Genomic DNA, 13,408 nt, shown 5'->3' with positions numbered 1-13,408 from the left:
TACATGTTTTTCAAATTTGTAGCACTAATGCTGAATAAAAAAGAAAATTCTCTCCCCCCTCCACATATACTGTTCAAAAGCAAAAAGGAAGTGATCTAATGTACTACGGAACAAAAGGCTGGTACGTAGCTGAATTAAAAAAATTAGGTGTGCGCTATCATGAAGGACGAAAACTAGAAAGTTACCGCGGACACGTTTTACGCAATTTATTACTTGTACAACAAGAGAAATTAAAAGAACAGTAATATACTAATGTAACGATATCTACGATTCTCGGAATATATCAGCGATTTTTTAAATTTATCGACGATTCGCCATGGAATATCGACTTACCGACAAATTTCGCTAATTCATCTATCTAAACTACCAACCAATCACACATCAATATCAAACAAAAAAGGTCACCCAAACGGGTGACCTTCCTTTCTTATTCACAAACAAGAATTTGTCTAGTAAATGATCCTTTTCTTGTAACACAGCGATCTGTAATTTCAAATCCTGCTTCATGGATCATGTCGTCCATTGTTTCCATCGTTACAACGACTACCTTTTTAGCGATGCGGCGCGCACTTGAAAGAATAGAGAACTGGTCTTCTGGTGTTGCATGCGTAAATAAGTCGTACGGCATATCGATAATTGCAACATCGTAGTTCTCAGTAATTTCCTCGATTGGACCTTTTGTTACTGTTCCTTCAAACCCGAAATGTGCAATGTTTTTTCTCGTTCCAAGAACTACAAGTGGGTTTATATCTCTACCAACGATGTTAATCCCCATAGAAAGTGCTTCTACTACTACTGTTCCAATACCACAGCACGGGTCAATTGCTCGTACTCCCTCTGGATTTGGTACAGCGATATTTGCAACCGATCTCGCAACACGTGTGCTAAGAGATGTCGAATAACTATGCGGTTTTTTTATGTGATGATACCAAACTGGTTCACTTTCTACATAATGTCCGAAGTACCAGCGTCCTCCAAGAGGAACAATCCCGAATACACGCTCTGGATTACGGACATCCGCTTCTCCTTCAATATGCATGCCGAGGTCTCGTTCAATGAGACGTCTTTCCCCATATTCAATTTTATTTTCTCCAACCAGGTCATTGATTTTAACGAAGATAACTTTAAACGACGCTCCCGCCAAATCAATTTGTTCCACTTGTTTTAAAATACTTTCTAAGTCGTCTCCTTCATACATAACCTCAACGCGCTCTTTAATAAATGCACTTCTACTCGGGTCAATTTTGACATCACTTTTCAAAATATTAACGTGAGACTCCATTCCAAAGAACGAGCGCATTTCCAAATAACATAAAGCACGCTCCTCCTCACGAAATGCATACGTATATATACATGCAGGTGTTGTACTATGATTACTCAATCTATTATCATCCTTTATCGTTTAAAATTATTATGATTACAATTATTCGAATATCTTTTTACGTAAAATTAAATGATATCACATGCCGGAAATAAAGAGAAACCTTTCTAAATCCTTTCACAAATAAAAGAGACTGCCTATTGGCAATCTCTTTATTTTTATTAACAGAAAGAAGTTACATTCTGAACTTGTTCTTCCTAGTAATCTAGCATACCACCATCAGTTGCTTCTCCTAATGTATCATTTGAAATTGTCCTTAACGTATACATTCCCTTCCTCTAAAGGAAGTTTTTTCTGATCAACCCGTTTCGCTTTTCCCGTTTCAAGATCGGTTTGGAAAGTTGAAAAATACCACATTCCTTCTCCATTATCATAATTCCCAATAAGAAACTTCCCTTTATCTAAAGCTTTAAAACAAGTTCCTGCAATACCAAAATCATCTTCATTAATTTTCACTTCGAGCACTTTCCCTTTATGAATGTAAAAAGCTTTCGCTGTTGAAAAATTAGAAGACTCACGTTGCAGTGCTACGAAAAAATCTGGTGTACCTTTACTTACAAATCCATTTTTTCTAGACGTATTAAATACAAACTCTCCAATTTTCGCCTCTTGCAAATATAATGTCGCGCTTGTAGATTGTAAGGCAAGCTGATATTCACCTTTATATATTTGATCCCCTTCTTGTGCACCAACCCAAGGCTCTTTTTGCGTTTCATGTTGTTCATTATTCGAAAAAACATGCAAAGTATACGCTTCTCCCTCAGTAGAATTCATTGAAACAGTGTAGCGACTTTGCACTTGTGGATTTATTTGTGATCCTTGTATTTTTCTACTCTCTTTTTTATTCCCCTCGGTATCCTCTACCTTCGTCACTACTTTTTCATCTGAACCTTCTTGAGCACATCCACTTAACGCTAAACTTACGACGATACTACCCATCAATAATTTCTTCATCTTGCCCCCCTAAATGAAAAGCTGATTAAAAATAATATTTTTAATCAGCCCTCTCTATTTTCTATGAAATTATTCTTCAATTAAATGAGACATTACATATGCATATACTAACGCTTCTGTATGTGCAATCGAACTTTCATGTGTACGCTCAAATGCATGAGAAGAATCAATACCCGCTCCAATTAATGCATGTTTCACATCAAATCCAGCGTGAATCGCAGCTGATGCATCCGATCCATAGTAAGGATAAATATCTACTTTATATTCAATATTGTTCGTTTTCGCAAGCTCTACTAAATGTTTACGCAGTGCATAATGATACGGACCGCTAGAGTCTTTTGCACAAATAGATACTGTATATTCGTCAGATGCTTGACCATCACCTAACGCTCCCATATCAACCGCTAAATACTCAACCGTTTCTTCTGGAATGTTAGAGTTACCACCGTATCCAATCTCTTCATTATTAGAAATTAAGAAATGCGTTGTATATGGTAATGTTACGTTTTCGTCTTGTAATCTCTTAATTAATTTTAATAAAATCGCAACACTTACTTTGTCATCTAAATGACGTGATTTTATGTATCCACTCTCTGTAATTTGAACGCGCGGATCGAATGAAACGAAGTCTCCTACTTCAATTCCTAATTCACGTACTTCATCAGCTGAAAAGACACGCTCATCAATACGAACCTCAATATTTTTCTCGTCGCGTTTCGCTTCACCTGCATCTTTATATACATGCACAGATGTTTGATGCATTAAAATCGTTCCTGTATAAGTCTTACCGCTTGATGTTTCAATTTCGCAATATTCCCCCTCTACAGAGTTCCAGCGAAATCCGCCAATCATAGAAAGACTTAGACGACCGTCAGGCTTAATTTCTTTCACCATCGCCCCTAACGTATCAACGTGTGCCGTTAATAAACGGTGCTGTACATCATTTTTCCCTTTTACCGTTAAAATAAGAGCGCCTTTATTGTTACGCTTCGTTTCTACGTTCCACTCACTTACATAATTTTCAATAAAACGAATGATTTTCTCTGTATTTCCAGACGGACTCGGAATAGAGACAAGCTCCTTAATAAGTTCCATCGTTTCTTTCGTATGATGTGCCATTGTCGTTTCCTCCTCATTTTCTCTACTATTCAGTATACCGAATTTACTATAAATCCTCTACTCATATAGCTCAATTTTCTAAATTGTATTAAAATTCACTTTAACAAAAAAACATAGCGTTATTCATAAACACTATGCTTTCTATCAAACTATTCTTCTGACACATCTAATAAATAAATGCCTCTTTCAAATCCACCGCGCTCTATTTCTTTTTGCTTTCGTAGACGCTCTACATCTTCAATTGTTGCACCTTCTGCACGCGCTAATGAAATGATTACTTCCAGTGCATCCGCAAGAGAATCTAGCGCATGTTCACGCTCTTTCATAGAAGCAAATTCACGAATTTCTTCCGTTCCAATTTTCGCTAAAGCTTGTATGTATGCTTGTCCTGTTAATTTTTGTGCTGTATATGTTTTTCCAGACATTAAAATCTTCTCTGGAACACGATCTCTTACTAACTTGTTATATGCTGACATCATTCATCCTCCTATGTCTAATAACATCCGAGCTCTGCTTTATAGAAAAACCATTTTTTCTTCACGCACGCACTAAGCATATCAATTCCTGACCCATGTGCCCTTACGTGCGGAAAGAAATAGTGTTCTGATTCTTCTTCCTTACTATATAAAGTTTGGTACTCAGCTGGAATTGCTTCTTTTTTCACATCTTTTTCTTTCGTCACTTCGCCAGAAAACGCAACGCTTGGATGTCCTTCAAAAAACAACGCAGTTCGCACAGCCATAGATGGTGTACTATGCAAAGCATAATATGCTATTACAATCATGCCGATAACACCAATAATTTTCTTCATACATTACTCCTTAAAAAAAAGTGCTAACACAATTATACTAAAATGTGTTAGCACTTTCTCCCCTTTACCTTAAATTAACCGGCAGTAAAACTACCATTAATTCAAATTTCACTTTATTCCCCTTTAAATGCAGGCAAACGTTTTTCTAAAAATGCAGCAATGCCTTCTTTATGATCCGCTGTTTGTCTCATCGCATATTGGCCGCGCTTTTCAAGTTGCAATGTTTGTTCTAAATTAGAACGATTTACTTCACATAAAATTTGCTTCGTTTGAATCATCGCTTTAATCGGCTTTTGTGACCATTCACTAATTTTTTGCTTCACAGCCGTTTGGAAATCCTCACCGATTACTTCATCAATTAAACCGATATCAAGCGCTTCTGTTGCTGATAATTTCTTTCCTTCCCAAATAATTTGCTTCGTCATATTTTCACCGACGCGCTTTTGAAGGAAGAAATGGCCGCCACCATCTGGAATTAAAGCGATTCCAATAAAGTTCATCGCAATAACGGATGATATATCTGCCATCACATAGTCAGCTGTTAACGCAATACTTAACCCAAGACCAGCAGTCGGTCCATGAATCGCACTAATCACAAGCTTCGGCATCGTATATAAAGTTACAACAACTTCAGAAATAGTATTCATAATACCATCAAACTTGCTTTCATCATTACTTGAAAGCATCGATTTAATATCTCCACCCGCAGAAAAACCGCGGCCGTTCCCGCATAGCACCACAATATGCGCTGAACTCTCCGCAACTTCTTTCAGTTTTTGTAATAGCTCTTTTAACGTTGGTTCATCTAATGCATTTAACACCTCTGGGCGATTGACCATAACCGTTGCAACGTGCCCTTCATATTTCACAATGACAGATTCTGTTTTACTTGTTACTTCCATTATATATACCCCTCTTTTCTACATAAAGATTATACTTATATAATTATAGAAAGCAGGTGAAAAACCCTTCTTTTTTTCTTAATTTTCTGTCTAATAATCTCGTAATTTGTATATAGCCTCGTATAAAACATACAATTCCGTTAAAAAATATAGCAATTAAAGTCGGTTTATCCATACTTTCCATCTACTTACCATTACAATGAAATTGTGTATTCTTAAGTTTGATATAAATAATCAAATATAGAAATTCCTTCTCCTTCCTATTATATATAGAAGTGCTGAAATAAAGGAATGAAGAAATGGAGGCACATATGGTTACTAAGTTAAAACAGATGGATAACTACTTCCCGCATTTCCTACTGCTATTCATTGTGTTTCAACCAATTTTAGATTTATTAACATCTTTTTCAATTTATGTATTACACATGAGCGCAACCGTCGGAATTGTAGTCCGTTTCGCCTTTATGCTTCTTGCATTAGGTTATCTACTTCTTCATCATAAACAACACGGTGCAAAAAAGTATATTCTCTACTTATGTCTCTTTGGCATCGTACTCGCAATCGGCCTTATAAATAATTTAATGGTCAAATCTCCAGTTTCAGTTGGAGAAGAAGTGAAATTTATTTTGAAAAGTGTATATCCAATTGTACTACTGTTTGGATATATTATCGCACTAAAAGAATTAAAAAATAACGAATATGTATTTCATAAAATCATTACGTATTTCTTATATGCAACGTTAATTTTAAGTATTTCAATCATCGCGGCTATGGCAACTGGTACAGATTTCCAAAGCTATCCAAACTCAAAGATCGGTTCAAGAGGATGGTTCTTTGCTGGAAATGATTTAAGTTCCATTTTTGCAATACGGTGTTTTACATATAACGCTTCTTATTCGTAACGGTTGCAAAGACACGATTCAACTAGAGCAACTTCTTCTTCATACAAAAATTCTGTTCAAAAAGATGGTCATCACACCTCTTTGGACAGGATTTTTCTTTATGTAAAATTTATTTCGTTACTAATAAACGTTCAATATAATATTCAGCTTCTAATTTGCACATGTCATATACATGCTTCACTTTATTTCTCTTTAATTGCTCTTCGCTCGGTTTTTCATTCATACATTCTTTAATTTTTCCATTTACTTTCATTGCTAATGCTTGATGGAAATCTGGATGTCCTTTCAACTCATCATCTACTTTATTGATCCAAGTTGATTTTGTGTATAAATACTATTTCCACTGTTCAACAAATTGTTACATATCAAACTTTTCTTCGTTCCATTCAATATCTTTCATATACTTCTCAAAAGAAACAACAATTGAGCGTGCAATCCCAATTTTCACTCCGTGTGGTAACTGTTTGTACATCAATTATTCCCTCCAGCTTAAAGCTTTTCCTTCTGAAAAAAGGAATCCTCAAAATTCATATATATTTTTATAATATCACGTTCCTAATCTAGAATGTTACTATAATGCTAAGATTAACAAACTTCAATAACCACAAAACATTGTGATATAAAGATGTTGAATACAATAAAAAAACACTCTCATACGAGGGTGTTTTTTTATATAGCCTCAGCTTTTACAAACTGTAATTTATCTTTCTGCTCATTACTCGCCATCGTTACTAACGTATTTTCAATATGAGCAGGCACTTGTTCTAGCGTCACACTCGCACCTACTTTATCCGATTGCTCAACAAAGTTTAACAATGCCATCGCTCCTGATACATCCATATAGCGCACATCTTTCATACGTAAAACAACTGGAGACTTTACGTCTTGTAAAGTATGAAAAACACGATCCACTGTTAGGAAAGAAAGTGGACCTTTAATTTTATACGTCGCTTCCTTTTCTTTTACAATAGAAGCTTTACGTTCTTTACATTTCACCATGTATATAATGAACGAAAGAATAATACCGAATGCAACAGCGATCATTAAATCAAACTTCACTGTGACAACCATCGTTACAAGCATAACAATGACATCACCTTTTGGTGCTACATGCATTTTCTTCATGCTTTCCCAATCAAACATGCCAATACCAGTTAAAATTAAAATACCTGATAATACAGCAAGCGGAATGTATTGTACGACCGATCCAAGCCCCATAATGAAAATAAATAATATAACACTATGCATAGATGCTGAAAGCGCCGTTTTACCACCGCTTCTTATATTAACGATAGATCGTACAGTCGCCCCTGCCCCTGCTAATCCGCCAAACAACCCGCTCATCATATTACCGATACCTTGTCCGACCAGTTCTTTATTACTTTTATGACGTGTACCCGTCACATTATCCATTACGACCGATGTTAACAACGAGTCAATCGATCCTAATAAAGCAATACTAAGCGCTGGTAAAATAAGTTCTGCGATGCCTGTTCCACTTAAAGATGGAATATGAAGCGTCGGCATCGCTTCTGGAATCGTCCCAATCTTCTCAATCATCTTATTTAATGATAAGTTTCCGATAATCGGCAACTTCACTGTAAGCCCTTCTAACGCAGAAGAAAATAAAGGAAGCAAAGCCGTCACACCAACTAATGCAACTAAACTAGATGGAATGGCTTTAATCCATTTTCCAGAAACAATCATTACAATAATCGTTAATACTACGAGTAGAAAACTATTTTGCACATGCTTTATTTCACCTAAAATAATAATTAATGCGATTCCGTTCATAAATCCTGAAACGACAGGATACGGAATATATCGCACGTAAGAGCCAAGCTTACATACACCGAATAAAATTTGAAACAGTCCCGCCATCATAAATGCTATAAAACTCGCCTCTAACCCGTGCGTCGCAATTACCCCTGTCGCAATTACCGTAATCGGTCCAGTTGGCCCGGTAACCTGCCCCGGTGTCCCGCCAAATAAAGCCGCAAATAAACCTGCAAAAATCGCACCATACAATCCGACTAGTGCTCCCTCAGACGTTCCTGTTGCAGCAATACCAAATGCAATGGCAAGTGGCAACGCAACAATCGCAACAGTAAAACCTGCTAAACATTCCTTTGCTATTTTTTGAAACATATAATAACCACCTTCGTATAAAGTCCATTTTCCATTGTACACCTAAAAGAATATATTCGTTAGCCCACTTTTTACAGTATCGTGACGTAAACGCATTCAATTGTAAGCTCACACCGCATCTTTGGAAACTATTATAACTATGCTATAATAGATAAATTAAATCTTTTATTATATATTTGGAGGCACTATGCTAACTTTTGAAGAAAAATTATCGATTATTGAATCTTTCCCTGAATTAGAAAGAAAGAACGTATCATTAAAACGTGTGAACTTTCACTTTGAAGAAAGTCGTTTAGATAAAAAGAACGTTGTTTATCACTTACACCCAAATGGAAACGGCTTTGTATATGCAAACTTCATTAAAGGTTATAAAACAGATGATAAAGGCATGATTAACATCCGTGAGTTTTCAGAAGAAGAACTGCGTTCATTAATTGAAAAAGTAATTGAACGTCTATCACAGGAGCCAGAAGAAATTGTTACACCAATGGAACCTGCTGCAGAAGAAGAATGGAAGAACGAAGACGGCCACATCCTAACTCTTATTCAAGAGGATGATATGTGGAACGTGTACGCTGGTGTAAACTTAGACGGTACATTCAACTCTTACCCAGAAGCTGCGGAATACCTTGATGAAGAAGGATTTTCACGTAAGTAAAAGTAGAAAATGGGCATCCCAACATGACCATCAAACAATGTTGCGAACCCCATTTAATTCAACGATTTTTATAACAGTAAAAACCCCTCAAGCATTCATATGCTTGAGGGGTTTTCAATTAAAAGATAGAACAGCTAAAATTCCTTATATTAAGAACAAAGTGGAATTATTCCTAGACCAATTAATAGAGCTGCAGCAGCCGCTGGAATTGGTACAGGAATCTGGATACCTTCTACAAATAAGAAATATTGACCACTTACTATTTTAAAACAAACTAATTGTATGGCTATTCCTCCCTTCTGTTAGATTAATACATTATATTAATTAACCTTATTATTAATATAACTAAATTATTTGTTTTTCAAAAAAGTTACTATGTTACAATCTCTCCAATCAAAGAAAGCATCTTAAAGTTTCTTTTTTGGCTATATAAACTCCTTCCTCACACTATCTCTAGTAATTTTCATAAAATGATTTAGAGGAGGATTAAAAATGAATACAACTGCTAGATTAGTAAATTGGAAAGAACATGGGGATATGATTATTTTGGAATGTGAATCAAATGGAAAACACTTCGAGATATCAACATATAAACAACGAATATATAATGCCCACCTTTTGTCAGATGACGTATATGTTCGTTTAGATTCATCTGATAATATAATTGGAATATATATCTATAAGAAGTAAGAAAAGCCCTCTATTTTTTTGTAGGCGGGCTTTATCTTTATTACAAAACACCAAAGTATACTCTCTTTTTCTCATGAAGTTTATGTAATTATACATATTCACAAAAAATAAACTAAATGAATATTACATGTAGTAAAATATAACTTGTGGACACTTTCTATAAAGCAGATTCTTTTAAAAGGCGTAACATATCAATCATTATAGGGGATGTGGCGTTACTCCGATACTGATCTCAGATCTCTTATATTTTGTGAACTAACAATCTAGTGTATATAGACGATTCTGTTTTATAGTATGTGTTTACACTTATAACAAAGGGGTAATACGGATAGATTCGTATGAAATGAAAATGGTTCAAGTCGGAGAGAGGCACCTTAGGGTGTCTTTTCTTTTATACATTACATCCCTTTTGTTCTTTCACCTTACTTCAAATACACGAATCACTCTTCATTAAGAAAAAACGAGAATTAAGTGAAGATCAATTGACCTTCACTTAATTCCCCACCTCTACAAAAGAGCAAAGATATTGCTTCGTCTATTTAATCGCTTACAGACAAACAGGCGAAAATCACGTAGGCATCCCACACTTTCTATTTTTTCGCACCTTTCAAAGACTCTCTAAGCACAAACTTCTGTAATTTTCCACTCGCATTACGAGGCAGTTCATCCACAAATAAGTAATGACGTGGACGTTTATAATCTGCTAATTCATCACTTTCTTTACAATATACTTCTAAATCTTCTTCTGTAATCGCTTCATCTTTCTTTACAACAACAGCCACAACACGTTCTCCCCATAATTCATCTGGCTCACCAAGCACCGCAACATCTAATACACCAGGATGACTATGAAGGAAATCTTCAATCTCACGTGGATAAATATTAACGCCTCCACTAATTACCATATCATCCACACGATCTGCGACGAATAAATAGCCATCTTTATCGAAATAACCTAAATCACCAGAGTGATACCATCCTTTATACATCGATTTTGCATTTGCTTCTTCTCGGTTATGATAACCAGCCATCATAGTTGGGCCGCGCAAAATAATCTCCCCAACTTCATAAGGAGGCAATACATCATCTGGCTCTGCTGGTGCATCATCGCTTGGTTTTACAATGCGAATTTCATGACTAAAGCATGGTGTTCCCGCTGAACCTGCTTTCGTAATTTGATCTTCTTCTACGAGAAATGCAACAACTGGCCCCATTTCTGTCATTCCGTATATTTGTACAAGATCAATATAAAGACGTTCTTTACATTCCTTCACTAATGCTGGCGCCATCGCCGCTCCACCATATATACCAATCTTCATCGACGTTAAATCGTACTGTGTTAAATCTTTTTGCAGTAACATATTCCACATCGTCGGTGCTGCAAAAAACGTCGTAATCTTCTCTTCTTGAATCGTATGTAATACTCTATCCGTATCAAAATGATGCAAAATAACATTCTTTCCGCCAACTTGAATGCGCGGAATGATTCCAGCATTTAACTCGCCGCAATGATATAAAGGTGCTACAACAAGTCCGGCACTATCTCTATTATATTTTAAGAAATACGTACAAATCATGCTATGCTCAGTCATTTCACGATGACGATGCAATACGCCTTTCGGATGACCTGTCGTACCGCTCGTATACAGCATCGAACAATAATCCATTTCATCAATTTCGATATCTATTTTCTCAGAAGATGCTGCATTCACTTTTTCATGGTAGGAACTTGCATAAGAAGGTGTATCGTCTTCTACATACCAAAAAGACGAATTTGGAAAATCTCGTTCAATGATAGCGACAGTTGATTCAACTGCTTTTTCAAAGACAACGACTTTGGAGGATGCGTCCTGGAGAATATAAGATACTTCTTTTGCTTTTAAGCGAAAATTAATCGGGTTAAAGATCGCACCAATTTTCGCACAAGCTAAGTAAACGTTTACAAATTCACGACAGTTATATAAGTAAACAGATACAGTATCTCCCTTTCTTACCCCTTCTTCTAATAGAGCTTGCGCCGTTTTATTTATTTGCTCATCCCACTGTTTATACGTCCAGCGAATATTTTTTTCCGGCTCTACTAACGCCTCTTTATTCGGATACTTACCAACCGCTAAATCAAATATTCTCCCTATCGTCATGTACATGCCAACAATTTCCCCCTTTTCTCTTCCATAAATCTATCATTTCGTCCATAAGTAGACATTGTCCTCTAATGATTTGACTAATTTTTCTGATTATTATCGACATAGTTTTACAAACAGTGTGGTCTCTTGATAAATGAAATTATAGCAACTTACTCACAACAATATAAAAAAGAGGCTGTTCCAAATGGAACAACCTCTTTCTTCTTATACAAATAGCTCTTCTAAAATTTTCAGTTTGTCTTCTGTATATTTTACGAAGCCATCGTTATATGATTTTGGATCTTTCGGATTTGCGAAGTGCGTAATTGCACCTGTCTTCGGATGAACAAATTTACTTGATGCACCACAACCAAGTCCGATAATCGATTGAACTTCTTCCATAATAACAATGTTATAAATACTTTCTTGCGTCGGCATTGCATAACCAACGTTCTCTAAGTTACCTAAAATATTTTTTTGACGATATAGGTAATATGGTACGTAATTATGCTTTTGCGTCCACTCTTCTGCTTCATGCATCATCGCTGTAATTTCTTCGCGACCTGCTACTTTATATTTACGTTTGTTTTGCGTCATTTCAGAAGCACGTTTGAATGATAACGTATGAACTGTTAACGATTCTGGCATTAACTTTTCTGTTTCATCTAACGTGTGCTTGAAAATATCTAACCCTTCACCAGGAAGACCAATAATTAAGTCCATATTAATATTGTTCATTCCCATTTCACGAGCTAAGTGATACTTCTCAATTGTTTCTTCTACAGTATGATGACGCCCAATTGCTTTTAATGTCTCTTGATGGTATGACTGCGGATTAATACTAATACGGTCAATGTTCCATTTATTTAACACTTCTAGTTTTGCTGGCGTAATTGTATCTGGGCGACCTGCCTCAACTGTTACTTCACGCACATTTTTCACATCTGGGAACGCTTCATACATTTCTTCATACAGCATATCCATCTCTTCTGCTGTAATACTTGTCGGTGTACCGCCGCCGTAATAAATCGTCGTAACTGTTACACCTTTTTCTTTTAAAAACTTACCAATTTCACGAACTTCATAATGTAAACCACCTAAGAATGAATCAACAGAGCCTTGGCGTCCGTTAATTGCATACGCCGGGAATGTACAATATGCACATTTTGTTGGGCAGAATGGAATACCGATATAAATACTTACTTCCTCTTTCAAACGGTATAAATCCGGAACTACCGCTAATTGGCAGTCAACAATACGCTGAAGAAGTTCAATTTTCTCTTCATGAATTAAATAGCTTTCACGAAGTTCTTGGTGTGCTTCTTCTTTTGACATACCACTTTGAAGCATTTTATGAAGGAGTTTCGTCGGACGAACTCCTGTTAAAATGCCCCAACTTTGTTCAAGACCAGTTAACTGCTGAAGAACAGAAAGATATACATAAGAAACAACGTGCTTCACTTGCTTCATACGCTCTTTTTCATCTGTGAAAGCAGATAAATCTTTTGCGAAAGTTTCTTCATACACATTTCCAGTAGCAACATCTGTTAAACGAGCAGATGCTTTCACATTCTCTTCAATGTGTATATCAACAATAAGATTTGCTTCCTCTTGTTCAAATCCAATCGTACTATCTTCAAAAAATAAGCCGCCAATATTTTGCAGCGGACGTAAAAAACGATCATCTTGTAGCGTTTTAATTGAAATTAACAACATT

12 protein-coding genes and 2 pseudogenes are annotated in these 13,408 nt (G+C 36.0%); 4 read left to right on the top strand and 10 right to left on the bottom strand.

Annotated features, from left to right (window positions below; all coding sequences use genetic code 11):
• Positions 1-98: 98 nt before the first annotated feature.
• Positions 99-245 carry a YflJ family protein gene (locus DN394_RS03710; protein ID WP_000291377.1) on the top strand — a complete coding sequence of 49 codons (147 nt, stop codon included), beginning with the start codon at positions 99-101 and terminating at the stop codon, positions 243-245.
• 182 nt (positions 246-427) lie between these two features.
• Here DN394_RS03710 and DN394_RS03705 read toward each other — a convergent pair whose 3' ends face one another.
• From DN394_RS03705 to DN394_RS03680, 6 genes are all read right to left on the bottom strand, one after another.
• Positions 428-1,381: a TRM11 family SAM-dependent methyltransferase gene (locus tag DN394_RS03705; RefSeq protein WP_000065005.1), complete on the bottom strand. Its 954-nt coding sequence runs from the start codon at positions 1,379-1,381 to the stop codon at positions 428-430.
• Positions 1,382-1,621: 240 nt separating this feature from the next.
• A complete protein-coding gene (locus DN394_RS03700) occupies positions 1,622-2,335 on the bottom strand; it encodes a hypothetical protein (RefSeq protein WP_000735154.1) in 714 nt (237 codons plus the stop codon).
• A 69-nt stretch (positions 2,336-2,404) separates the two neighbouring features.
• On the bottom strand, positions 2,405-3,454 hold the full coding sequence (locus DN394_RS03695; protein WP_149293618.1) for a M42 family metallopeptidase: 1,050 nt from the start codon (positions 3,452-3,454) through the stop codon (positions 2,405-2,407).
• Positions 3,455-3,603: 149 nt separating this feature from the next.
• Positions 3,604-3,930 (bottom strand): nucleoside triphosphate pyrophosphohydrolase, encoded by a 327-nt coding sequence (locus DN394_RS03690; protein WP_001277353.1) that lies wholly within the window; start codon positions 3,928-3,930, stop codon positions 3,604-3,606.
• A gap of 17 nt (positions 3,931-3,947) precedes the next feature.
• Positions 3,948-4,265, bottom strand: a complete 318-nt coding sequence (locus DN394_RS03685; RefSeq protein ID WP_000720146.1) for a hypothetical protein — start codon at positions 4,263-4,265, stop codon at positions 3,948-3,950.
• A 113-nt stretch (positions 4,266-4,378) separates the two neighbouring features.
• Positions 4,379-5,167 (bottom strand): enoyl-CoA hydratase, encoded by a 789-nt coding sequence (locus tag DN394_RS03680; RefSeq protein ID WP_000454176.1) that lies wholly within the window; start codon positions 5,165-5,167, stop codon positions 4,379-4,381.
• Between the two features lie 311 nt (positions 5,168-5,478).
• Between DN394_RS03680 and DN394_RS03675 the strand changes: the two are divergent.
• Positions 5,479-6,036: pseudogene (locus DN394_RS03675) on the top strand (O-antigen ligase family protein); the annotation flags it as partial.
• Between the two features lie 142 nt (positions 6,037-6,178).
• Here DN394_RS03675 and DN394_RS03670 read toward each other — a convergent pair.
• Positions 6,179-6,541, bottom strand: a pseudogene (locus DN394_RS03670) (hypothetical protein).
• A 197-nt stretch (positions 6,542-6,738) separates the two neighbouring features.
• Positions 6,739-8,217 (bottom strand): SulP family inorganic anion transporter, encoded by a 1,479-nt coding sequence (locus DN394_RS03665; RefSeq protein WP_149293617.1) that lies wholly within the window; start codon positions 8,215-8,217, stop codon positions 6,739-6,741.
• A 187-nt stretch (positions 8,218-8,404) separates the two neighbouring features.
• Here DN394_RS03665 and DN394_RS03660 point away from each other — a divergent pair, with 187 nt between their 5' ends.
• Both DN394_RS03660 and DN394_RS03655 read left to right on the top strand, forming a co-directional pair.
• Positions 8,405-8,875, top strand: a complete 471-nt coding sequence (locus tag DN394_RS03660; protein WP_000955002.1) for a hypothetical protein — start codon at positions 8,405-8,407, stop codon at positions 8,873-8,875.
• 492 nt (positions 8,876-9,367) lie between these two features.
• Positions 9,368-9,565 carry a hypothetical protein gene (locus tag DN394_RS03655; RefSeq protein ID WP_097994780.1) on the top strand — a complete coding sequence of 66 codons (198 nt, stop codon included), beginning with the start codon at positions 9,368-9,370 and terminating at the stop codon, positions 9,563-9,565.
• Positions 9,566-10,155: 590 nt separating this feature from the next.
• On the opposite strand, the gene DN394_RS03650 is transcribed toward DN394_RS03655, so the two are convergent.
• A complete protein-coding gene (locus tag DN394_RS03650; RefSeq protein ID WP_149293616.1) occupies positions 10,156-11,712 on the bottom strand; it encodes a fatty acid--CoA ligase in 1,557 nt (518 codons plus the stop codon).
• A gap of 204 nt (positions 11,713-11,916) precedes the next feature.
• Complete coding sequence (locus tag DN394_RS03645) at positions 11,917-13,407, bottom strand: coproporphyrinogen III oxidase (protein ID WP_002007015.1); 1,491 nt, start codon at positions 13,405-13,407, stop codon at positions 11,917-11,919.
• Position 13,408: the final 1 nt, after the last annotated feature.

The organism is Bacillus sp. BB081 (assembly GCF_008368895.1).
In the GTDB taxonomy this organism is placed as follows: Bacteria; Bacillota; Bacilli; order Bacillales; family Bacillaceae_G; genus Bacillus_A; species Bacillus_A wiedmannii.
Note: the sequence above shows the minus strand (reverse complement) of the source record. Positions and strands in the feature narration are given on the sequence as shown.

Bases quoted from the DNA above. Each gene is read 5' to 3' on its own strand.
- DN394_RS03695 (WP_149293618.1), bottom strand. From the start codon at position 3,454: ATGGCACATCATACGAAAGAAACGATGGAACTTATTAAGGAGCTTGTC.
- DN394_RS03665 (WP_149293617.1), bottom strand. From the start codon at position 8,217: ATGTTTCAAAAAATAGCAAAGGAATGTTTAGCAGGTTTTACTGTTGCG.
- DN394_RS03680 (WP_000454176.1), bottom strand. From the start codon at position 5,167: ATGGAAGTAACAAGTAAAACAGAATCTGTCATTGTGAAATATGAAGGG.
- DN394_RS03645 (WP_002007015.1), bottom strand. From the start codon at position 13,407: ATGTTGTTAATTTCAATTAAAACGCTACAAGATGATCGTTTTTTACGT.
- DN394_RS03650 (WP_149293616.1), bottom strand. From the start codon at position 11,712: ATGTACATGACGATAGGGAGAATATTTGATTTAGCGGTTGGTAAGTAT.
- DN394_RS03690 (WP_001277353.1), bottom strand. From the start codon at position 3,930: ATGTCAGCATATAACAAGTTAGTAAGAGATCGTGTTCCAGAGAAGATT.
- DN394_RS03660 (WP_000955002.1), top strand. From the start codon at position 8,405: ATGCTAACTTTTGAAGAAAAATTATCGATTATTGAATCTTTCCCTGAA.
- DN394_RS03700 (WP_000735154.1), bottom strand. From the start codon at position 2,335: ATGAAGAAATTATTGATGGGTAGTATCGTCGTAAGTTTAGCGTTAAGT.
- DN394_RS03685 (WP_000720146.1), bottom strand. From the start codon at position 4,265: ATGAAGAAAATTATTGGTGTTATCGGCATGATTGTAATAGCATATTAT.
- DN394_RS03655 (WP_097994780.1), top strand. From the start codon at position 9,368: ATGAATACAACTGCTAGATTAGTAAATTGGAAAGAACATGGGGATATG.
- DN394_RS03710 (WP_000291377.1), top strand. From the start codon at position 99: ATGTACTACGGAACAAAAGGCTGGTACGTAGCTGAATTAAAAAAATTA.